Here is a 20822-nt window from a genome sequence, read left to right as displayed (position 1 = left end):
ACCAATCTGTCTGCTGCATTGCACGGAAATCGTTTTAAATTCTGTGCAGTGCAAGATTGCCGAAGGAGTGGCTCGCCGGTATGGTGCCGCCGATCGACTACCGCCATTCGAAGAAATGTATCCGTGTCCCGCATCGAAAAGCCCACCGACAGTGAACCCGTCCGCAATACGTCCCGAGCCGGCAAGCCGACGCTCAAGACCATTGCCGAACTGACGGGGCTGGCGATCACCACGGTTTCCCGCGCACTCGGCAATGCGCCGCAGATTTCGCAGGCGACGCGTCGGCGCGTGCACGAGGTCGCCGCCGAGATCGGCTACCTGCCCGATCGCGCCGCCCAGCGTCTCAAGACCGGCCGCACCAATGTCATTTCCGTCCTTCTCGATCCGCACGAGGAAATCCTCGGTTTCGGCACGTCGATCATGCACGGCCTGGCGCGGGCGCTCCAGACGACGCCCTACCATCTCATCGTCACGCCGAATTTCCTCGACGGCAGCAATGTCGATGCGGTCAACTACATCATCCGCAATGGCATGGCCGACGGCCTGATCTTCTCGCGCACCGAGCCTTTCGATCCGCGTGTGCGGCTGCTGCTGGAGAACGGTTTTCCCTTCGTCACGCATGGCCGCACGGAGTTCTCCACCCCGCATGCCTTCGTTGACTACGACAATTTCGCCTTCGCCTACGAGGCCACCAAGCGGCTGATCGTCAAGGGCCGCCGCAAGGTCACGATCATCCTGCCGCCGAAGCGGCTGACCTTCAACCAGCACATGCTGCACGGCTTCATGACCGCGGTACGCGAGGCCGGCATCGCCTACGAGATCCCGGAGGATCTCGACCTCGACAGCCCTGCCGACATGATCCGCGACCACATGCGCCGCCGTAGCACCGAGCCGGACCCGCCGGACGGGTTTACCTGTCCCGGTGAAGTTTCGGCGCTGGCCACGATCACCGGCATGAGCGACAACGGTCTTTCGCTCGGCGTCGAGTACGACATCGTCGCCAAGCAGACGTCGCGGCTCCTCAGCCAGATCCAGCCGAAGGTCGAGACCATCTACGAGGACCTGCCGGCGGCTGGCGAAGCCATGGGCCGCCTGCTGCTGCAACGCATCGCCGGTGATCCCATTGCGGATCTTGCGATCCTCCAGAGCCCGCAATTCAGCTTCCCGACGCCCTGAGCGGGCGGCAAAGCCGTTCCCTGCCGTGGTTGTCGGGAAGGTCTTGCTCATCGCGGCATCCACCAGCCGGTGCGTGCGCCGATATGCATGTTGAGCGTCTTGGTCTCCGTATAGTCCTCCACTGCATGGCGGCCGAGTTCGCGGCCAAGGCCTGACTGACGGTAGCCGCCGAAGGGCAGTTCGGATGCACCGTCCATGAAGGTGTTCATCCAGACCGTGCCGGCGCGCACCTTGCGGCCGATGGTGAGGCAGGTGTCGAAGTCGCGGCTCCAGACGCCGGCCGAAAGGCCGTAGTCGATGGCATTGGCGATGCGGATCGCCTCGTCCGTCGTCTCGAAAGTCAGGACCGAAAGCACCGGACCGAAAACCTCTTCACGGGCGACCGGCATGTCCGGCGTCACGCCGGAAAGGATCGTCGGGGCCATGAACTGGCCGAGGCCGAGATCGAGCGCCGCGCCGCCGAGCGCGACGGAAGCGCCGGCCTTTTCCGCGCCGTCGACAAAGGCGCCGATCTTTTCCAGATGCTGCGGCGTGATGATCGCGCCGACCTGCGTCGCCGGATCGAGCGGATCGCCGACCTTGACCTTCCCGGCCAATTCCGCGACGCGCGCCGTCACTTCCTCGGCGATGGACTTGTGCAGGATCAGCCGCGAACCGGCATTGCAGCATTCGCCGGCGTTGAAATAGGCGCCGAAGACGGCCGCGTCGATGAACTCGTCAAGATTGGCGTCGGGGAAGACGATCTGCGGATTCTTGCCGCCGAGTTCAAGCGATACCTTCTTGAGGGTCTGGGCGGCATTGGCCATCGTCAGGCGGCCGACGCCGGTGGAGCCGGTGAACGAGACCATGTCGACATCGGGATGCGTCGTCATCGGTGCGCCGACCTCCGGGCCGGTGCCGGTAACGATGTTGACGACACCTGCAGGAACACCGGCCTCGATGAGGATCTCACCAAGCAGGAGCGTCGAGCCGGAGGTCAACTCCGAGGGCTTGACGACCGTCGTGCAGCCGGCGGCAAGCGCGAAGGGCAGCTTCTGGCTGACGATCAGGAACGGGAAGTTCCAGGGCGTGATGATCGAGACGACGCCGATCGCCTCGCGCAGCACGACGCCGAGCGTGCCTTCACCGAGCGTGTTGTAGCTCTCGCCGTGCAGGTCGCGGGCAAGCGCCGCCGCATAGCGCCAGATATCGGCTGCGCCTCCCAGTTCAGCCTTCGCCTGGCTGATCGGCTTGCCGCTTTCGATGCAGTCGAGGAAGGCGAGATCGTCGGCGCGCGCGGCTATGAGGTCGGCTGCCTTCAGCAGGATGTTGGAGCGCGCGGCGCCCGTCATGTGCGGCCATGGGCCATGGTCAAAAGCTTTGCGGGCGGCGGCGATGGCGCGCTCGGCATCGGCCTTGGTGCCGGCCGGATAGCGGCTGACGACGATGCCGTGGCTGGGCGCGCTGCGCTCCAGCGCGCTGCCGGCACCTTCTGTCCACACGCCGTCGATCAGCATGCGGAAATCGCGTGCGTTGAAGTTGTCGAGCGCCTTTGGTCTCACATGCGCGGTCATTACCATTCTCCCTTGAACTCTGCGGGGCGCTTGCCGGTGAAGGCGGCGACGCCTTCCTTGAGGTCCCCCGTCTTGGCGACGAGGATCGAGCCGAGGGCCTCCACTGCCGCGCCGTTGTCTTCGCCGTTGGCAATCGCGATCATCAGCTTGGAAACCTCCGTCGCCGCCGGGCCGCGCGCGGTGATGCGCGCCGCATAGGCCTTGGCGGCTTCGACGGCCGTTCCCGTCTCGACGACCTGATCGACGATGCCGAGCGTTGCGGCTTGCTCCGCCGTCAGCACTTCGCCGCCGATAAGCATGCGGCGCACGGCCTGCGCGCCGAAGCGCTTGACCAGCCGCTGCGTACCGGACCAGCCGGGCACCATGCCGAGGCCCGCTTCCGGCAGGCCGATCTTCACCTGGGCTTCCGCGATACGGATATCTGCCGCAGCCGCAAGTTCCAACCCGCCGCCCAGCGCATGGCCGTTGACGGCGGCGATCAGCGGCATACGCAGCGTTGCCAGCCGTTCGAAGACGCGGTGGCCGAAACGCACCCAGGCATGGCCGAATTCGTTGGCTTCCATGTCCGCCCAGGCGCGGATATCGCCGCCGGCGGAAAAGGCCTTGCCCTCGCCGGTGAGGATTGCGACGCGCACGGCTGCATTGGCTTCCACCGCGTCGCAGGCGGCGGACAGCTCCTTCAGCATATCGATGTCGAAGGCGTTCAGCTTTTCCGGCCGCGCGACTGATATCGTCGCGACCGTGCCTTCAAGGCTTATGCGGATGCGCGGCTCAGCCATGGTTCGCTCCTGTCAGCCGACGCTCAGCCTTGCGGGGCAGCGTCAGTCCGATCGGTGCGTCGGTGAAGAGCGCGGCGTCCATGACCTTCAGGTCCGGCGAGACGATGAGGTCGAATTCCGACTGGTCGAGGATATGCGCCTGAAGGTCGACGCCTGGTGCAATCTCGGCCAGCACGATGCCGTCAGGCGTCAGCTTCATCACGCAGCGCTCGGTGACATAGGTGATGTCCTGCCCCTGCGCCACGCCGCGCGGGCCGGAGAAGGTGACGTGTTCGACTGCGTTGACCAGTTTCTTCAGCTTGCCTTCCTTCTCGATCACCAGCCTGCCGCCTTCGACCGCGAGCTTGGCGCCGGCATTGAACATGCCGGAGAAAACGACCTTCTTCGCCCGTGCGGTGATGTCGACGAAGCCGCCGCAGCCTGCCGTCACATGCGGACGGAAGGAAAGTTTCGAGACGTTGACCGACCCGTCCCTGCCGATCTCCAGGAAGGAGAGCAGCGAGGCGTCGAAGCCGGCGCCCTGGAAATAGGTGAACTGGTAGGGCGAGGGCATGAAGGCGTCGGCATTGGAGGCGCAGCCGAAGGCGAAATCGAGCAGCGGCACGCCGCCGACCGCACCCTGTTCGATCACCCAGGTGACGGCGCCATGCAGGCCCTCCTCCAGGAGGATGCGCGGCACGTTGGCGGAAATGCCGAAGCCGAGATTGACGGCGCTGCCGGCCTGAAGCTCCTGCGCGACGCGGCGGGCGATGACCTTCTGGATGTTGAACTCCGGAACGCGGAAGCTGTCGAGCGGCCGGAAGATCTCTCCCGATATGGCGGGGTCGTAAAGCGTTTGCGTCGTTTGCTTCTGGTCCGGGTCGACCACGATATAATCCACCAGAACGCCCGGCACGCGCACGTCGTGCGGCTTCAGCGAGCCTTCCTTGGTGATGCGCTTGACCTGAGCGATGACGATGCCGCCATTGTTGCGGGCGGCGAGCGCCTGGTCGAGCCCGCCGAGCGTGGCGCCCTCGTGCTCGTAGGTCAGGTTGCCGCGCTCGTCGGCGGTGGTGGCGCGAATGATCGCCACCTCAGGCGCGATGGCCTTGAAATACAGCCATTCCTCGCCGGCGAAGGTGATCTTTTCCACCACCGGTTCGGCGGCGGCCGCAGCGTTCATCGCGCAGCCTTCGCGGCCCGGATCGACGAAGGTTTCAAGGCCGACCTTGGTGATGACGCCGGGACGCTTGGCGGCGGCCTCGCGGTGCATGTCGAAAAGGATGCCCGAGGGGACATTGTAGGCGGCGACTTCGTTCCTGCCGATCATCTGCCAGATCAGCGGCGGTTCGGACGAGGAGGGGCCGGACGGGTAGGAGCCGCCGATGATCGTCTTCAGGAGGCCCTTTTTCGCGATGTAGTCGACGCCCTTGATGCCGCTCATGTCGCCGGCGGCGATCGGGTGCAGCGTCGTGAGGTTCTGCGGATGGCCGGTCTCGTCGAAACGGTCGCCGATCGCCTTCAGCATCAGGTCCGGGCAGCCAAGGCCGGAGGAGGAGGAGACCGAGACGACGGCGCCGTCTGGAATGAGCTCTGCTGCCTGACGCGGGGTAATATGCTTGCTCATGGGTATCACAATCCGGTTTCGATGCGGACGGTCCCGCCCGTGCGCGCCGCCTCGACGACGGCAAGGCCGGTCGCCAGCGACCAGATGCCGTCCTCGCCCGTGGCGGAGGGCTGTCCTTTGCCGGCCATGGCGGCGTGGAAGGCGGAAAGGGCGGTTTCGTAGAGGTTGCGGTGATCGAGCGGCAGGTCGCGCTCGCCCTCGGCATTTCGCAGCGTCACCGTGCCAATGGCGCGCTGGGTCATCACGTTGCGGCCGATCAGCGAGCCTTCCGTGCCATGCACTTCAAGGCCGGTTTCGGCGAATTTCGTGGTGAAGCCGTCGTGGAACTGCGCGATCACGTCTTTCCTGAAACGCAACACACCCATCACGGCATCCTCCAGCCCCGCCTTGCCCATGCCGCCGGCCTGCGAGAAGGCGATGGCCTCCACCGGGTCGTCGTCGAGGATGAAGCGCAGCGTGTCGGCGTCGTGCACGGTGATGTCGAGGATCACGCCGCCGCCGGCTTCCGGCTTGTCGAGCCTCCAGCCCTGCAGGTGCGGCGGCAGGTAGACGGCGTGGAAGACGCGGGCGGCGAGCGGCTTGCCGATGCGGCCTGCCTTGATGGCCTCGCGCATCGCCCGGTGCGTCGCCGCGTTGCGTAGGTGATGGTTGGTCGCCATGACGACGCCGGCATCCTTCGCTGCCTTCACCATGGCGCGGGCGTCGTCGAGCGACATGGCAAGCGGCTTCTCGCACAGGATATGCTTGCCGGCCCTGGCGGCAGCGAGCGCCTGGTCGCGGTGCAGCTCGTTCGTGGTGGAGATGTAGACGGCATCGATGTCGGGATCGTTGACCAATTCGTCGAGCGCCGTCACCGACTTCGCGATGCCCTGCTCTCTCGCGTAGGCCTTGCCGCGTTCGGCGCTGGTGCTCATGACGGAAACGATCTCGCCGCCCGTCGCGCGGATTGCGCCGATCACCCATTCCCGGGCGATGGTGCTCGCCCCGATCAGTCCCCACCGTGTCATGCCGATATCCTCTTTGTCTTCTGGCCGGCGCCGCAGCTTTGGCGCACGACGAGGCGCACGGAGCTGACGATCGCCTCGGGTTCCACCCGGCCCGAATTGATCTGTTTGAGAAGGAGTTGGGCGGCGCGCCGGCCCATTCCCTGCGGATCGACGGACACCGTCGTCAGCGCCGGGACGGCTGTCTCCGCCTCGATCACGTCATCGAAGCCCACCACGGCGAAATCGCGGGCAGGCTCCTTGCCGGCGGCGCGCAGGCCGTCGCAGACGCCGAAGGCGGCGGCATCGTTGAAGCAGAGGGCGGCTGTCGGCTGGTCGGGCAGGAGCAGCGCGCGCTCAATGGCGGCAACACCGCCGGCGCGCGAGGCCGCCGTGCCGATGACGAGCGCATCGGGAGCGTCGAGGCCCGCTTGTTCAAGCGCATCGCGCCAGCCCTGTACGCGTTCGGTAAAGACCGTGGTGTTGGCAATGCCGCCGAGAAAAGCGATGCGGCGATGGCCGAGCGAGATGAGATGTGCGACGGCTTCCTTCGCGCCCGCATAGTTGTCGGACAACAGCGAGGAGATCTTCGCGCCCACCACGTTGCGCACCACGGCGACGACCGGGATGCCGCTGGCGGCGAGCGGCTTCAGGTCCGCCGCTTCCGTGCCGCGGGCAGGGGAGATGATGAGGCCGGAAATGCCGTGCTCGCGCATCGAGGCGATGACTTCGCGCTGGCGATCGATGTTTTCAGCCGAATTCGACAGGAACTGGACGTAGCCGGCCGACTGCATGACGATGTCCATGCCGACGGCCAGTTCCGCGAAGAAGGAGTTGGTGAGGTCGTTGACGACGATGCCGATGATCCGCGAGGAGGCCGACTGGCGCAGGTTTGCCGCGCCGCGGTTGTAGACATAGCCAAGCTCGCGGATGACTGCGTTCACCTTGGCGCGGGTTGTTTCGTTGACCAGCGGGCTTGCCTGAAGGACGAGCGAGACGGTCGACTTCGATACGCCGGCGGCGCGCGCAATGTCGACAACGGTCACTCGGGTCTTGTTCACGCTCATCCTCCCTGCGCGGCGTCCACCGCTGCTTGTTGATGCAGATTAATTGGATCGTTCCAAATATGTCAAGGGCGCTGATCCGAGTATTACTGCCCAATCCTTTGTTGTTCCTGCGCAGTTGCGCGCCGAACCCTTCGCTCGGCAGGGCTGCTCGCTGAAGAATCGCCTTGAAATTTGGAACGATCTAAATTATTTCCCTGAGAAACCCCTTGGGAGGACTCCATGCCGATCAGCCTTTCCCTGCCGCGCGCCGATGGCGGCATCGAAGCCTATGCCCTCGTGGGCACGCCCACGCAGCGGCCGTCCGCCGTGCCGGTTTTCAACCGCATTGCCTATGCCGCGGCCCATGTGGTTTCCAATCCGCGCCGCGACACGCGGCCATGGGAGGCGCCTGCGGTCGACTGGGACGCTACCCTGGCCTTCCGGCACCACCTCTGGTCGCTCGGCTTCCGCATTGCCGAGGCGATGGACACGGCGCAGCGCGGCATGGGGCTCGATTGGGCCGGCGCGCAGGAACTGATCCGCCGCTCACTTGCCGAGGCAAGAACGGTGCCGGGCGCCGACCTTGCCTGCGGCGCGGGCACGGATCATCTGGACCCTTCCGACGCCAGCACCCTGGACGATGTGATCCGGGCCTATGAGGAGCAGGTCGGGTTCGTCGAAAAGCACGGCGGCCGGGCAATCATGATGGCGAGCCGGGCGCTTGCCCGTATTGCCAGGTCGCCGGACGATTATCGCAAGGTCTATGGTCGCATCCTTGGTCAGGCGAAGGACAAGGTCGTGCTGCACTGGCTCGGCGACATGTTCGACCCGCAATTGAAGGGCTATTGGGGGGCGGGAAGTTTCGAGCCGGCGCTGGATGCCGTTCTGTCGATCATCGGGGAGAACCGCGATAAGGTCGAAGGCATCAAGATTTCCCTGCTGGAGAATGCGAAGGAAGTCGCGCTGCGCGACCGTTTGCCGGAAGGCGTGCTCTGCTTCACCGGCGACGATTTCAACTATGCCGAACTGATCGAGGGCGACGGGCGCAAATACAGCCATGCGCTGCTCGGTATTTTCGATGCCGTCGCGCCGCAGGCCTCAAGCGCGCTCGCCTCGCTTGCCGCAGGCGAAGTCGCCACCTTCCGCGCCGTCATCGAGCCGACCGTGCCGCTCTCGCGGAAAATCTTCGAGGCGCCGACGCAATACTACAAGGCGGGTGTGGTCTTCCTCGCCTGGCTGAACGGCCATCAGGACCATTTCACCATGCCATCGGGCATGCAGTCCGCGCGCGGGGCCATGCACTATGCCGATGTCTTCCGCCTCGCCGATCGGGCGAATGTGCTCGACAGGCCGGAGCTTGCCGCCGCACGCATGAAGAACCTGATGGCGGTGCTTGGCGTCGCTCAGGATTAGCTGTGGACGACCGGCCATATCGCCGGTCGTTCCGCTCATCCGGCGTTAAACTCGCTCCACGACATGCGCGACGGGAGCGGACAATGACAGCGAGCGAAGTGAAGATCGGCGAGAGCTGGAAGGCCCCGCTCTCGGCGGAGTTTTCCAGCCCCTACATGGCCGAGCTGAAAGCCTTCCTGCTGGAGCAGAGGCAGGAGGGGCGGCACATTTTCCCGAAGGGTGCCGAATATTTCCGGGCGCTCGACCTGACGCCGCTCGAAGAGGTGCGGGTCGTCATCCTCGGGCAGGATCCCTATCACGGTGAGGGGCAGGCGCACGGGCTCTGCTTTTCCGTGCAGCCGGGCGTGCGCACGCCGCCCTCGCTCGTCAATATCTACAAGGAGATGCAGGCGGATCTCGGCATCCCGCCAGCCCGCCACGGTTTTCTGGAACATTGGGCCAGGCAGGGCGTGCTGCTGCTCAACAGCGTGCTGACGGTGGAAATGGGCCGCGCCGCCTCGCATCAGGGCAAGGGCTGGGAGCGCTTCACCGACGCGGTCATCCGCACCGTCAACGAGCAGGACAAGCCCGTCGTCTTCATTCTGTGGGGCTCCTATGCGCAGAAGAAGGCGGCCTTCGTCGATCGCGACCGCCATCTCGTGCTGCGCTCGCCCCACCCGTCGCCGCTCTCGGCCCATAACGGCTTCTTCGGCACGCGGCCGTTTTCCAAGGCGAACGAATTCCTCGAAAAGCATGGCCGCAAGCCGATCGACTGGGCGCTGCCAGGCACGCCGGGGTGACCGGCGTCCACTGAGGGACAGGCTTCTTTTTCAGAGCGCCAGCGTCTCGTCCAGCAGCCCCATCACCTTTTCCGCATCGATGCCGATGCAGGCGTGCTGGCTCGGCAGGCCATCCCAGTTGCCGGGCGGGAAGCTGCGGGCGTCCGGCTTCTGGATCGTCTGGCCGTCGGCGATGCCGCCTGCAACGACGCGGATCGCGCCGCTGCGGGTCGTAAAGAGGTCTGGCGCGACGAGGTAGATGCAGGCGCAGCTGTCGTGCACCACCATGCCCTCGTCCTTCACATGCCGGCCGTAGAAATCGATGTAGAACTGCGAAATGTCCGACAGCAGCTTCAGGTGCCTGCCGTTCTTCGCGGTGAGTTCGGCGAGGCGCTTGCGTGTCATGACGGTCTTCATCGTCACGTCGAGGCCGACGACCACCACCTTCCACGGCGCGGTCATCACGACATCGGCCGCTTCCGGGTCGCCGTGGATATTGGCTTCGGCGGCCGGGGTGATGTTGCCGGGCACGTCGAAGGCCCCGCCCATGATGATGACCTGCTTGACGAGGCCGGCGATGCCAGGGTCTTCCTTCAGCGCATAGGCAAGGTTCGACATGCGGCCGACCGCGACCAGCGTCACCTCGCCGGGATTGGCCCGGACCGTCTCGATGATGAAGCGGTGCGCCGGGCGCGGATCGACCGGCAGGTCGATCGTCTCCGGCACGTCGATATTGCCGAGCCCGTCATGGCCGTGGATCATTACCGGCCAGTCGGTCGGGTTGCGCATCGGGTTGTAGGTCTTGCCCTCGCCGCGGGCGACCGGGGCTGCAATGCCCCATTCGCGCTTGAGGAACAGCGCGTTGCGCGTCGTCGTCTCGATGGAGGCGTTGCCGAAGACGGTGGTGATGCCGATCAGGTCGATCTCGGGATGATTGTGCAGGAACAGGAGCGCCATGGCGTCATCGACGCCGGGATCCGTGTCAAAAATAACCTTATGCATGGTCGGTCTCTTGTTTTTGCCGTTGTGGAGATCGTGCGTCTACTGGAAGCGGCCGATGGAGAAGGGCGCAAGCGCGCTCTCGCCTTCGCCGGAAAGCAGCCGGGCGATATGGCGGCCGGTCGTGGCCGAAAGCGTCAGGCCGACATGGCCGTGGCCGAAGGCGAAGGCGATGCGCGGATCGCTCGGATGCAGGCTGATGACCGGCAGGCTGTCGGGCGTCGAGGGGCGACGGCCCATCCATTCCGTGCCGCCCTCTTCCTGAAGGTCGGGCACGTAGCGGCGCATCTTCTTGCGCATGGCGGCGGCGCGCTTGTAGTTGGCCGGCGCATCCGGCGAGGCCAGTTCGACCGCGCCGCCGATGCGCAGCGCATTTTCGAACGGCGTCGCGACGAAGCCGTGCTCGGAAAAGAAGACCGGCATTTCCAGCGTGGTCGAGGGGTTCATGATGGTCGTGTTGTAGCCGCGCTCGGTCTCGAGCAGCACCTTGAGGCCCAGATCGGCGACGAAGCGGCGTGACCAGACGCCGGCGGTGATCGCCAGACGGTCGAAGGTGAATTCCCGGCCGCCTTCCGTGCGCACGACGACACCGTTTTCCGTCTGCGCCACGGAGGAGACGGTCGCATCGAGCAGCGTCGCCCGCTCGCGCAGCGCGGCCTGAAGCCGGCGCAGGAAGGTCAGCGGATATTCGAAGGTCTTGTAGCCGTCGTTGAAGATTGCACCGGCAAAGGCGCCCTGCAACGCCGGCACGCGGCGGCGCGCTTCATCTGTATCCAGCTTCTCGGCATTGCAGCCGATCAGTTGCGCGTTTTCCGCCTCGTGGGCGAATGTCTTGTCGCGGGCGGCAAGACTGTCGAAGACCGTCAGCGCGCCGGTGTCGCGGATATGGCCGGAAATGCCGGCGAAGGCGCCGAGACTGATATGATCGGCCTCGGCGGTCTTCATGAGATAGAGCATTGCAGCGCGGCTTTGCGCGGCCTTGCCGGCGCGGGCGGAGAAGAGGAATTTCAGGAGCCAGGGCGTCAGCGCCGGCAGGTCCTGCCAGCGCACGGTAAGCGGCCCGAGCGGATCGAGCAGCCATTTGGGCACGGAGAGCAGCATGTCCGGCCGGGCGAGCGGATCGATTTCCGGCACGGCCAGAATGCCCGCATTGCCGACCGAGGCCGGCAGTCCGCCAGCGTCCCGCTCAAGGATGGTGACGCTGTGACCCTGCTCCATGAGATTGAGCGCTGTGGCGCAACCCATGAGGCCGCCGCCGACGATACCGATATGCGCCATGCCGTCCCGTTTGCTTGTTCTGTCAATCGTTGCGACCCGACGCTGGCGAAGCAGCGAGGTCGGTCGCGCCGGACGATAGACGGAAACCGGGTGGCTGTCGACAGAGCGGCTGTTCCCCCGGGTCAGCCTACCTGCCTGCCTCCGCCGCCGACCTGCGGCTTTGCAGTACCTGGCGAAAGAAGGCGAACACGAAGACGATGCTCATCAGGAGCACGATGGTCGGTGCTGGCGCGCTGTCGAGCATGAAGCTCAGCCAGATGCCGAAGAAGGTGGCTCCAACGGCGACCGCGACGGCGACCATCAGCATGCTCGGGAAGCGCCGCGTCAGGAGGGCGGCAATGGCGCCCGGCGCCACCAGCATGGCGATCGCCAGGATGATGCCGACCGCCTTCAGTGCGCCGACCACGACGAGGGAGAGCACGGTGAGCAGGCCGTAATGCAGGAGCTTGACCGGCAGGCCGATGGCCGAGGCGTGCTGCCGGTCGAAGGCGTGCACCAGGAGGTCCTTGCGGAAGAGGAGGATGAAGCCGGTCGAGGCGAAGGCGATTGCCGCCGTTTCCACGAGATCGGATAGGGCGATGCCGAGCATGTCGCCAAAGAGAATATGGTCGAGGTGGATGTCCGGCTGGATTTTCACATAGAGCACGATGCCGAGGGCGAACATGCCCGAAAACACGATGCCGAGGATCGTGTCTTCCTTCACCCGGCTGTTGTCCTTGAGGAAGCCGGCTGCAAGCGCGCAGAACAGACCAGCGACGAAAGCGCCGGCCGCGAACGGCAGGCCGACGACATAGGCGATGACGACGCCGGGTAGCACGGCATGCGAGACCGCGTCGCCCATCAGCGACCAGCCCTTCAGCACGAGGTAGCAGGAGAGCAGCGCCATCGGCACCGCGATCATCAGCGTCACCATGAAGGCGTTCTGCATGAAGGCGAGCTGGAAGGGCAAAAAGACGAATTCGAGTGTCTCGTTCATGGCCGGGTGCCTTCCATGCTCTGGAGCGCCAGCCGGCTCCGGCGGCGGGCGGCGATAAGGCCGTGCTTGGGTGCGAAGAGGAAGGCGAGAAGGAAGATCGCCGTTTGCAGCACGACGATGATGCCGCCCGTCGCGCCGTCGAGGAAGTAGGAGAGGTAAGCGCCGACAAGGCTGGTTCCCGCGCCGAGTGCGGCGGCGATGACGATCAGGCGCTGGAAGCGGTCGGTGAGAAGATAGGCGGTTGCGCCGGGCGTCACCACCATGGCGATGACGAGGAAGGCGCCGACCGTCTGCATGGCAGCGACCGTCGAGGCGCTGAGCAGGGTGAAGAACAGGATTTTCAGACCCGTCGGATTGAGGCCGATGGAGCGGGCATGGTTCTCGTCGAAGAAGGTGACCATCAGGTCCTTCCATTTGAACAGCAGGACGAGGAGCGTCACGGCGCCGATTATGGCGAGCTGGATCGTATCCTCCGGGGTGACGGCGAGGATGTTGCCGAGCACGATGGTCTGGATGTTCACCGGTGTCGGCGACAGCGAGACCATGAAGAGACCGAGACCGAAGAAGGAGGAGAAGATCATGCCGATGATGGCGTCTTCCTTCAGTTTGGTCTTGCGGTTGAGGAAGAGCATGGCGGCGGCGGCAAGCCCGCCGGAAAGAAATGCGCCGGCCGCAAAGGGCAGGCCCAGCATGTAGGCGCCGGCAACGCCCGGGACGATGGAGTGGGACAGCGCGTCGCCGATCAGAGACCAGCCCTTCAGCATGAGATAGGCGGAAAGAAAGCCGCAGATGCAGCCGACCAGCGCGCTTACCCACATGGCGTTGACCATGTAGCCATAGGTGAAGGGTTCGAGGAGCGTTTCGATCACGAGGTCTTCTCCGGATCGCTCTCGCTATAGATGACGAAGGGACGCTCGTCGTCGGTGATGACCTTGATGGAGCGCTTGTCCTCATCGTCGTGCAGGTCGTGGCCGCCAAGGATGAAATGGCGCAGCACGCCGCCGAAGGCGCGCTCCAGATTGGCCTCGGTGAAGGTTTCCCTGGTCGGGCCGGAGGCAATCACCGTGCCCTTCACGAAAACCGTGCGATCACAGAAATCCGGCACGCTGCCGAGATTGTGGGTGGAGACCAGCATGACGCGGCCTTCGTCGCGCAGCTTGCCGAGCAGTTCTATGATCTGTTCCTCGGTGTTGACGTCGACGCCGGTGAAGGGTTCGTCGAGCAGGATCACCTGGCCTTCCTGCGCCAGCGCCCGGGCGAGGAAGACGCGCTTCCTCTGGCCGCCGGACAACTCGCCGATCTGGCGTTTGCGGTAGGCGCTCATATTGACCCGCGACAGCGCCTTGTCGACCATTTCATGGTCGTGCCTTGTGGGAATGCGCAGCCAGTTCATGTGGCCGTAGCGGCCCATCATCACCACGTCCTCGACGAGCACCGGGAAGGTCCAGTCGACCTCTTCGGCCTGCGGCACATAGGCGACGAGGTTCTTCTTCAGCGCCTCGCGCACGGACAGGCCGAGGATCGTCACCTTGCCGGCTGCGACGGGCACGAAGCCCATGATCGCCTTGAAGAGCGTGGATTTGCCCGCGCCGTTGACGCCGACCAGCGCGGTGATCGTGCCTTTCGGCACGGAGAAGCTGGCATGGCGCAGCGCCGTCTGTCCGTTGCGATAGGTGACGGTCACGTCTTCGGCGACAATGCCGTCCACCTTTTTCGGCTTGCCGCCCATCATCATTGCGAAAGACCCTTCACGATGGTCTCGGAGGTCACGCGCAGGAGGTCGAGATAGGTGGGCACGGGGCCGTCCGCCTCGCTCAGCGAGTCGACGTAGAGTACGCCGCCATAGGCGGCGCCGGTCTCTGCGGCGACCTGCTCTGCCGGGGCGGCCGAGACGGTGCTCTCGCTGAAGACGACATGGATATTGTGCTCGCGCACCGCGTCGATCACTGCCTTGACCTGCTTGGGCGTGCCCTGCTGGTCGGCATTGATCGGCCAGAGGAACAATTCCTTCAGGCCGAAATCGCGGGTGAGGTAGCTGAAGGCGCCCTCGCTGGTGACGAGCCAGCGCTTTTCTTCCGGCAGCGCGCCGATCTTCGCCTTCATCTCTTCCCCGAGCGCCTTGATCTTCTCGCCATAGGCCTTGGCGTTGGCGTCGTAGGTCGCGGCGTTGGCCGGGTCGAGCGCGCCCAGCGCCTTGCGGATGTTCTCGACATAGATCAGCGCATTGTTCGGCGACATCCAGGCATGCGGGTTCGGCTTGCCCTCATAGGGGCCTTCCACGATGCCCATAGGCTCGATGCCTTCGCTGACCGTGACATTCGGCACGTCGCCGAGATTGACGAGGAATTTCTGGAACCAGAGTTCGAGATTGAGGCCGTTCCACAGCACGAGCTTCGCGTCCTGCGCCTTCAGGATGTCGCGCGGCGTCGGCTGGTAGTTGTGGATCTCCGCTCCCGGCTTGGTGATGGATTCGACGATGGCCGCATCGCCCGCCACGTTGGACGCGATGTCCGCGATGATCGTGAAGGTCGTTACGACTTTCGGCTTTTCCTGAGCGAGGGCCGGTGCGGCCATGAGAAGCGGAAGGCTTGCGAGAAGGGCATTGAGCGAACGACGGAGCATCTGGTTCCTGATCTGCTTTTGCGAATGAGTTGCAGTAGACTATAGGGCCCTTTTGCAACCTGTCAATGCTATTGCAAATCATTCGCAAGAACGTGCCGAAATCGGACGCCCGGGTTTAAAACTTCCGAAACGCCCGGCAGGTAGAGTGCGCCAAGTTCGCGCGCTCTCGGCGCGTCCGTGTTCTGCGTTCAAAGAGAAGTTCGTCGCCCGTGAAGTTTTTTCCGACCTCGTTCCGCTTGTCCCGGAAACTTCTGATCATCGTTGCCGGTATTTCCGTCCTGACGGGGACGTCGGGTGCGGCGGCGATTTTCGTCGGCCGCGACGTGCTGCTCGGACCCTCGGCGGAAAAGGTCTCGGGCGCCGCCTGCACCACGGTCACGACCGTCCGCCTCGACCGCAACGGTCAGCAATGGCTGCGCAAATATGTGCGCTCGGACGCCAAGGACGGCGAGGTGCGCGTGAAGACGGCGCTGCGCGTTGCCGGTGCGCTCTCCAACGCCGAAGAGGCGGATCTCTACCAGGTCATCCTGCTCGATGCCGCCGGTCCCGTGAACCGTGCGGACATGCGCGGGCGCGCCATCGGCGCCGAAGTGCTCTTCGCACGCGACCCCGCCGCCATTCCCGGCATGAGCATGCCCTTCGTTGCCCGCTACACGGCCGGCACGCCTGCCCAAAACGGCGAGTTCTACGGCCAGCGCAAGGAACTCTCGTTCGACGAGATCAAGACCATCGTGACGGCGATGAAGGTGCGGGAGGATTGCTTCGATCCGAACGCTACCGAGGCAACCGAGACGGCAAAGGCCGGCCCTGCCGCCGAAGGTGAGCATGCGGGCGCCGAAGCGGAAGAAGGCACCCGCGAGGTTGCTGCCAGCGCGCATTGACGGTTTTTCCGTGAGCCGGGCGGCATATTTGCCGTTGTACAGCACCGCCCAACTTTGCTAGCAGAGGCACACGATTTTTACCCCATACCGGCACGGTGTGCCGACCTTCTCCCATGCGGGGAGGGTGAGGAAAGTTGACATGCCCGATCTCCTGCTTGAACTCCGCTCCGAGGAAATTCCCGCCCGCATGCAGCGCAAGGCGGCGGGCGACCTCAAGAAACTCGTCACCGATGCGCTGGTGGAGGCGGGCCTGACCTATGAGGGCGCGCGCGAATACTGGACGCCGCGCCGCCTGACGCTCGACATCCGCGGCCTCAACGCCCGCTCGAGCGACGTGCGCGAGGATATCAAGGGACCGGCAACCTCGGCTCCCGAGCAGGCGATCCAGGGCTTTCTGCGCAAGGCCGGTCTGGCCTCTGTCGCCGAAGCCCACGTCCATTCAGATCCGAAGAAGGGCGATTTCTACGTCGCGCATCTCGTCAAGCCGGGCCGCCCGGCCGACGAGATCATCGCCGACGTGATGCCGGGCATCATTCGCAATTTCCCCTGGCCGAAGTCGATGCGCTCCGGCGCCGCCTCGGCAAAGCCCGGTGCGATGCGCTGGGTGCGCCCGCTGCAATCGATCGTCTGCACCTTCGGCTCGGAAACGGACGAGACGCGTGTCGTTCCCTTCGAGATCGACGGGCTGGTCGCCGGTAACATTACCTACGGCCACCGCTTCCATGCGCCGGAAGCCATCACCGTGCGCCGCTTCGAGGACTATGTCGCCAATCTGGAAAAGGCGAAGGTCGTGCTCGATGCAGAGCGCCGCAAGCAGATCATCGCGACGGATGCCAACAATATCGCCTTCGCCAACGGCCTGGAACTGGTCGAGGACGAGGGGCTTCTGGAAGAGGTCTGCGGCCTCGTCGAATGGCCGCAGGTGCTGATGGGCACGTTCGACGAGGAGTTCCTCTCGATTCCCTCGGAAATCATCCGCCTGACCATCAAGACGAACCAGAAGTGTTTCGTCACCCGCAAGCCGGGTGCCGATACGCTCTCCAACCACTTCATCCTGATCGCCAATATCGAGGCGAAGGATGGCGGCAAGGAGATCGTGCATGGCAACGGCAAGGTCGTGCGCGCCCGTCTCTCGGACGCCAAGCACTTCTGGCTGCGCGATCAGGGCGACCTGCCCGACCTGGAGACGCTGGCGGTGTCTGCCGAAAAGTTCGGCCTCGACCTCGCCAAACCGCTCGACCAGCGCATGGCCAAGCTCGACGCGCTGAACGTCACCTTCCATGCCAAGCTGGGCACGCAGGGCGAACGCGTTTCGCGCATCCGCACGCTTGCGGCGGAACTGGCGAAGGTGACGGGTGCCGATGCTGCGCTTGTCGACCGTGCCGTGGTGCTTGCGAAAGCGGACCTGCGCACCGAAGCCGTCGGCGAATTCCCTGAACTGCAGGGCATCATGGGCCGTAAATATGCGGCGCTGCAGGGCGAGGATGCCGCCGTCGCCGAGGCGATCGAGGATCATTACAAGCCGCAGGGGCCGTCAGACCGAGTGCCCGCCGACAAGGTCGGCCTCACCGTGGCGCTTGCCGACAAGCTCGACACGCTGATCGGCTTTTGGGCGATCGACGAGAAGCCGACCGGCTCGAAGGACCCCTATGCGCTGCGCCGTGCGGCGCTCGGCGTCATCCGCACGCTGCTTGAAAAGAACATCCGCCTGCCGCTCCTTTCGGTCGCGCCGGATCCGGACCTTCTCGCCTTCTTCCACGACCGCCTGAAGGTTTATCTTCGCGACATGGGCGCGCGCCACGACCTCATTGACGCCGTGCTGACGCCGGATGCCGACGATCTGCTGATGGTTGCCCGCCGCGTCGAGGCGCTGACGGCCTTCATCACGTCCGAAGAGGGCCAGAACCTGCTTGCCGGCACCAAGCGCGCCACGCAGCTTCTTGCGGCGGAAGAGAAGAAGGGCACGGTCGTCGAAGGCGCGGTCTCGGCCGATCTTCTGAAGCTCGACGCCGAAAAGGCGCTCCACGTTGCGGTGGAAGCTGCCGCCAAGGGGGCTGCCGCGGCCGTCGCGACGGAAGACTTCCGCTCGGCGATGGAAGCGCTCTCCGCACTTCGCGCACCGGTCGACCAGTTCTTCACCGACGTGCTCGTCAACGACGAAGACCCGGCCATCCGCGCCAACCGTCTCGCGCTGCTGTCCGCCATCCGTTCGGCAACGGGCACGGTCGCGGATTTCTCCAAGATCACGGGGTAGGGGACGGGCGCTGATGGCCGGCAAGATCCTCATCAGCGCCTGCCTTGCCGGCCTGCCGGTCCGCTACAACGGATCGGCCAAGCCGTTGCTGCATGCAGCGGTCGACCGCTGGAAGGCGGAGGGACGGCTTGTGACGCTCTGCCCGGAACTGGCGGGCGGATTCCAGGTGCCGCGTCCGCCGGCGGAGATCGAAAACGGGCTGAACGGCGATGACGTGCTCGACGGGCGCGCGCGGGTGATCGAAATTTCCGGCGGGGATGTCTCTGCAGCCTATATCGACGGTGCCCGCATTGCCCTCGAAGTGGCGCGCGAAAACGGCTGTCGGCACGCGCTGCTGATCGATGGCAGTCCGTCCTGCGGTTCCGGTTTCGTCTATGATGGCACGTTTTCCGGCGCCCGGCATGCCGGGCAGGGCGTGACGGCGGCGCTTTTGCGCCGGAGCGGGGTCACCGTCTATTCCGACCGCGAGGTCGACCGGCTCGTCAGCGATTTGGGGGAAGATGGCTGATACGCGTACGCCCCTGCTTGAGGTCAGGGGCGCAAACGTCCGCTTTCGCGGATTCCTGTCAGCCTGGAGGGACTGAGAGGCAGGGCCTCATCAATATGGGCTCAGTTGAGCCGAAGTTCAAACATTTCCGGATCAAACTCGCGTGAGGCTGCCATCGTGGCCGCCTCCGCCTGCTGTCCGGCGTCCGCGTTGACGGCGCTGGTCTGAGAAGCAGCATCGACCCCAACGGCATCGACCGGCTTGTCCGCGTCGGCCGCCACAACCCTCTCGGCGGGCGCCTTGCTGACGAAGAGCACGGGCGAACCGCCCATCCAGGCTTCCGTGCGGAAGATCCTGCGTTCGCCATCCTGTTCGCGGATCTCGATCTTCTGCGTGCCGGGGGCGATGGCATCGACATGGTAGGTCGCGGCCTTGATCTTCTGCTTGAGCGTCGGGCAGTCGGTGCAGCGGATCGTCGAGATGCTGTCTCCCGAGCTTGAGCCCGCGACCGGCTGGATCGAACCTGCCAGGGCAGGCGCGGCAAGAAGCATGACGGCAATGGTTGGCAGCAGGATACGCATCACGGTTCTCCTCATCGTTGAAGGGAGAATAGCGCCCGCCGGTTACGGTCCCGTCAGGAGAAATGGTAAACTTTGATCTACCAGCCGGTTTTTGCCGGAAGTGTCAGGCCTGTTCGCGGGCTACCGCGCGCCAGCCGATGTCGCGACGGCAGAAGCCGTTTTCCCATTCGACCCGGTCGAGTGCCTGATAGGCCGCCCTTTGCGCGTCGGCAACGGTCGGCGCGACGGCCGTGACGTTGAGCACGCGCCCGCCGGTCGCAACCAGCGTGCCGTCCTTCAGGGCTGTCCCGGCATGGAACACCTTCCTTCCGGCATCGTCGGCCGGCAAGGAACGGATCGGCGTGTTCTTCTCGTAGGCGGACGGATAGCCCTTGGCGGCCATGACGACGGTCAGCGCCGGCGCATCGCGCCATTCGGCGGAAACCTTGTCGAGCCGGCCGATTGCCGCCGCGTGCAGGATCGGCAACAGGTCGCTTTCAAGCCGCATCATCAGCACCTGGCATTCCGGATCGCCGAAACGCACATTGTATTCGATGAGTTCGGGACCCTTGGCGGTGATCATCAGGCCGGCGAAGAGCACGCCCTGGAAGGGATGGCCATCGGCCGCCATGCCGCGGATCGTCGGCTCGATGATTTCCTTCATCGTGCGCTCGACCATGTCCGGCGTCATCACCGGGGCGGGCGAATAGGCACCCATGCCGCCGGTATTCGGGCCGGTATCGCCATCGCCGACGCGCTTGTGGTCCTGTGCGGAGGCGAGCGCCAATGCGTTCACGCCGTCGCAAAGGCAGAAGAAGCTTGCCTCCTCGCCATCGAGGAAGGCTTCCACCACGACTTCCGCACCGGCTGCGCCGAAGGCACCGTCGAAGCAGTCGTCCACGGCAGCCAGCGCCTCGTCGAGCGTCATCGCGACGGTCACGCCCTTGCCCGCGGCAAGCCCGTCCGCCTTGATGACGATCGGCGCACCCTGAGCCTTCACATAGGCCCTGGCGGCTGCGGCATCGGTGAAGCGCTGGTAGGCGCCGGTCGGGATATCGTATTTGGCGCAGAGGTCCTTGGTGAAGCCCTTGGATCCCTCGAGCTGGGCGGCGGCGGCCGAGGGGCCGAAGACGTCGATACCGTCAGCCCGCAGCACATCGGCCAGACCCGCGACGAGGGGGGCTTCCGGGCCGACGACGACGAAGGTCACGCCATTTTCCGCGCAGAAGGCGGAGACGGCGGCGTGGTCGTCTGTATCGAGGGCAACGAGTGTCGCGCATTCGGCGATACCGGGATTGCCGGGAGCCGCATAGAGCGTGGTCAGGAGCGGCGACTGCGCCAGCTTCCAGGCAAGGGCGTGCTCGCGTCCGCCCGATCCGATCAACAGAACCTTCATGCCCGCACCCTCGATCCGTCCTAGAGCAATTGCGCCTTTGCGTTTGCAATCGCGT

General features: G+C 65.0%; 19 protein-coding genes. 6 read left to right on the top strand and 13 right to left on the bottom strand.

Translation table 11 applies throughout. The features are described from left to right. Positions 1 to 123 precede the first annotated feature (123 nt). Positions 124 to 1176, top strand: coding sequence for a LacI family transcriptional regulator (locus WA950_RS21940; RefSeq protein ID WP_424553864.1), 1053 nt, complete (start codon positions 124 to 126; stop codon positions 1174 to 1176). Positions 1177 to 1223: 47 nt separating this feature from the next. Here WA950_RS21940 and WA950_RS21935 read toward each other — a convergent pair whose 3' ends face one another. From WA950_RS21935 to WA950_RS21915, 5 genes are read right to left on the bottom strand one after another with little or no spacing between them, the layout of a single operon-like run. Further along, positions 1224 to 2729 carry an aldehyde dehydrogenase family protein gene (locus WA950_RS21935; RefSeq protein WP_424553863.1) on the bottom strand — a complete coding sequence of 502 codons (1506 nt, stop codon included), beginning with the start codon at positions 2727 to 2729 and terminating at the stop codon, positions 1224 to 1226. After that, positions 2729 to 3508 carry an enoyl-CoA hydratase/isomerase family protein gene (locus WA950_RS21930; protein ID WP_424553862.1) on the bottom strand — a complete coding sequence of 260 codons (780 nt, stop codon included), beginning with the start codon at positions 3506 to 3508 and terminating at the stop codon, positions 2729 to 2731. The genes WA950_RS21935 and WA950_RS21930 overlap by 1 nt, the downstream gene beginning before the upstream one ends. Then, on the bottom strand, positions 3501 to 5114 hold the full coding sequence (locus tag WA950_RS21925) for an acyl CoA:acetate/3-ketoacid CoA transferase (protein WP_424553861.1): 1614 nt from the start codon (positions 5112 to 5114) through the stop codon (positions 3501 to 3503). Before WA950_RS21925 ends, WA950_RS21930 begins: the two co-directional genes overlap by 8 nt. A 5-nt stretch (positions 5115 to 5119) precedes the next feature. Further along, entirely contained in the window at positions 5120 to 6121 is a 1002-nt protein-coding gene (locus tag WA950_RS21920; RefSeq protein WP_424553860.1) for a Gfo/Idh/MocA family protein, read from the bottom strand. Next, positions 6118 to 7158, bottom strand: coding sequence for a LacI family DNA-binding transcriptional regulator (locus WA950_RS21915; RefSeq protein WP_424553859.1), 1041 nt, complete (start codon positions 7156 to 7158; stop codon positions 6118 to 6120). Before WA950_RS21915 ends, WA950_RS21920 begins: the two co-directional genes overlap by 4 nt. Positions 7159 to 7383: 225 nt before the next feature. Between WA950_RS21915 and WA950_RS21910 the strand changes: the two genes are divergently transcribed. Continuing rightward, positions 7384 to 8556, top strand: a complete 1173-nt coding sequence (locus tag WA950_RS21910; RefSeq protein WP_424553858.1) for a dihydrodipicolinate synthase family protein — start codon at positions 7384 to 7386, stop codon at positions 8554 to 8556. An 83-nt stretch (positions 8557 to 8639) separates the two neighbouring features. Then, positions 8640 to 9335, top strand: coding sequence for a uracil-DNA glycosylase (gene ung, locus WA950_RS21905; protein WP_424553857.1), 696 nt, complete (start codon positions 8640 to 8642; stop codon positions 9333 to 9335). Positions 9336 to 9365: 30 nt separating this feature from the next. On the opposite strand, the gene WA950_RS21900 is transcribed toward ung, so the two are convergent. From WA950_RS21900 to WA950_RS21875, 6 genes are all read right to left on the bottom strand, one after another. Further along, the gene (locus tag WA950_RS21900) at positions 9366 to 10316 is read right to left on the bottom strand and encodes a nucleoside hydrolase (protein WP_424553856.1); all 951 of its coding nucleotides are present in this window, start codon (positions 10314 to 10316) and stop codon (positions 9366 to 9368) included. 39 nt (positions 10317 to 10355) lie between these two features. Then, complete coding sequence (locus tag WA950_RS21895; protein ID WP_424553855.1) at positions 10356 to 11591, bottom strand: NAD(P)/FAD-dependent oxidoreductase; 1236 nt, start codon at positions 11589 to 11591, stop codon at positions 10356 to 10358. Between the two features lie 127 nt (positions 11592 to 11718). Then, a complete protein-coding gene (locus WA950_RS21890) occupies positions 11719 to 12567 on the bottom strand; it encodes a metal ABC transporter permease (protein WP_424553854.1) in 849 nt (282 codons plus the stop codon). Then, positions 12564 to 13436: a metal ABC transporter permease gene (locus WA950_RS21885; protein WP_424553853.1), complete on the bottom strand. Its 873-nt coding sequence runs from the start codon at positions 13434 to 13436 to the stop codon at positions 12564 to 12566. The genes WA950_RS21890 and WA950_RS21885 overlap by 4 nt, the downstream gene beginning before the upstream one ends. Then, positions 13433 to 14302: a manganese/iron ABC transporter ATP-binding protein gene (locus WA950_RS21880; RefSeq protein WP_424553852.1), complete on the bottom strand. Its 870-nt coding sequence runs from the start codon at positions 14300 to 14302 to the stop codon at positions 13433 to 13435. Before WA950_RS21880 ends, WA950_RS21885 begins: the two co-directional genes overlap by 4 nt. Further along, positions 14299 to 15189, bottom strand: a complete 891-nt coding sequence (locus WA950_RS21875; protein ID WP_424553851.1) for a metal ABC transporter substrate-binding protein — start codon at positions 15187 to 15189, stop codon at positions 14299 to 14301. The genes WA950_RS21880 and WA950_RS21875 overlap by 4 nt, the downstream gene beginning before the upstream one ends. Positions 15190 to 15398: 209 nt before the next feature. Between WA950_RS21875 and WA950_RS21870 the strand changes: the two genes are divergently transcribed. The 3 genes from WA950_RS21870 (at position 15399) to WA950_RS21860 (ending at position 18832) form a co-directional block, all read left to right on the top strand. Next, positions 15399 to 16070 (top strand): hypothetical protein, encoded by a 672-nt coding sequence (locus WA950_RS21870; protein ID WP_424553850.1) that lies wholly within the window; start codon positions 15399 to 15401, stop codon positions 16068 to 16070. Between the two features lie 139 nt (positions 16071 to 16209). Further along, positions 16210 to 18324 carry a glycine--tRNA ligase subunit beta gene (gene glyS, locus WA950_RS21865; RefSeq protein ID WP_424553849.1) on the top strand — a complete coding sequence of 705 codons (2115 nt, stop codon included), beginning with the start codon at positions 16210 to 16212 and terminating at the stop codon, positions 18322 to 18324. Between the two features lie 13 nt (positions 18325 to 18337). Then, on the top strand, positions 18338 to 18832 hold the full coding sequence (locus tag WA950_RS21860; protein WP_424553848.1) for a DUF523 domain-containing protein: 495 nt from the start codon (positions 18338 to 18340) through the stop codon (positions 18830 to 18832). Between the two features lie 101 nt (positions 18833 to 18933). Here the strand turns inward: WA950_RS21860 and WA950_RS21855 are convergent, their stop codons facing one another. Both WA950_RS21855 and purD read right to left on the bottom strand, forming a co-directional pair. Beyond that, positions 18934 to 19392, bottom strand: coding sequence for a plant virulence effector HPE1-like domain-containing protein (locus WA950_RS21855; RefSeq protein WP_424553847.1), 459 nt, complete (start codon positions 19390 to 19392; stop codon positions 18934 to 18936). A gap of 103 nt (positions 19393 to 19495) precedes the next feature. Then, complete coding sequence (gene purD / locus WA950_RS21850; protein ID WP_424553846.1) at positions 19496 to 20767, bottom strand: phosphoribosylamine--glycine ligase; 1272 nt, start codon at positions 20765 to 20767, stop codon at positions 19496 to 19498. Positions 20768 to 20822 lie beyond the last annotated feature (55 nt).

It is taken from the genome of Shinella sp., from assembly GCF_049651085.1.
Classification (GTDB): Bacteria; Pseudomonadota; Alphaproteobacteria; order Rhizobiales; family Rhizobiaceae; genus Shinella.
This window is presented reverse-complemented; position numbering and strand designations above follow the sequence as displayed.

What these genes read in the sequence shown, in the direction of transcription:
- WA950_RS21910 (WP_424553858.1), top strand. Translation starts at nt 7,384, where the DNA reads ATGCCGATCAGCCTTTCCCTGCCGCGCGCCGATGGCGGCATCGAAGCC.
- WA950_RS21925 (WP_424553861.1), bottom strand. Translation starts at nt 5,114, where the DNA reads ATGAGCAAGCATATTACCCCGCGTCAGGCAGCAGAGCTCATTCCAGAC.
- WA950_RS21900 (WP_424553856.1), bottom strand. Translation starts at nt 10,316, where the DNA reads ATGCATAAGGTTATTTTTGACACGGATCCCGGCGTCGATGACGCCATG.
- WA950_RS21935 (WP_424553863.1), bottom strand. Translation starts at nt 2,729, where the DNA reads ATGACCGCGCATGTGAGACCAAAGGCGCTCGACAACTTCAACGCACGC.
- glyS (WP_424553849.1), top strand. Translation starts at nt 16,210, where the DNA reads ATGCCCGATCTCCTGCTTGAACTCCGCTCCGAGGAAATTCCCGCCCGC.
- WA950_RS21920 (WP_424553860.1), bottom strand. Translation starts at nt 6,121, where the DNA reads ATGACACGGTGGGGACTGATCGGGGCGAGCACCATCGCCCGGGAATGG.
- WA950_RS21890 (WP_424553854.1), bottom strand. Translation starts at nt 12,567, where the DNA reads ATGAACGAGACACTCGAATTCGTCTTTTTGCCCTTCCAGCTCGCCTTC.
- WA950_RS21895 (WP_424553855.1), bottom strand. Translation starts at nt 11,591, where the DNA reads ATGGCGCATATCGGTATCGTCGGCGGCGGCCTCATGGGTTGCGCCACA.
- ung (WP_424553857.1), top strand. Translation starts at nt 8,640, where the DNA reads ATGACAGCGAGCGAAGTGAAGATCGGCGAGAGCTGGAAGGCCCCGCTC.
- WA950_RS21855 (WP_424553847.1), bottom strand. Translation starts at nt 19,392, where the DNA reads ATGCGTATCCTGCTGCCAACCATTGCCGTCATGCTTCTTGCCGCGCCT.
- WA950_RS21880 (WP_424553852.1), bottom strand. Translation starts at nt 14,302, where the DNA reads ATGATGATGGGCGGCAAGCCGAAAAAGGTGGACGGCATTGTCGCCGAA.
- WA950_RS21930 (WP_424553862.1), bottom strand. Translation starts at nt 3,508, where the DNA reads ATGGCTGAGCCGCGCATCCGCATAAGCCTTGAAGGCACGGTCGCGACG.
- WA950_RS21860 (WP_424553848.1), top strand. Translation starts at nt 18,338, where the DNA reads ATGGCCGGCAAGATCCTCATCAGCGCCTGCCTTGCCGGCCTGCCGGTC.
- purD (WP_424553846.1), bottom strand. Translation starts at nt 20,767, where the DNA reads ATGAAGGTTCTGTTGATCGGATCGGGCGGACGCGAGCACGCCCTTGCC.
- WA950_RS21875 (WP_424553851.1), bottom strand. Translation starts at nt 15,189, where the DNA reads ATGCTCCGTCGTTCGCTCAATGCCCTTCTCGCAAGCCTTCCGCTTCTC.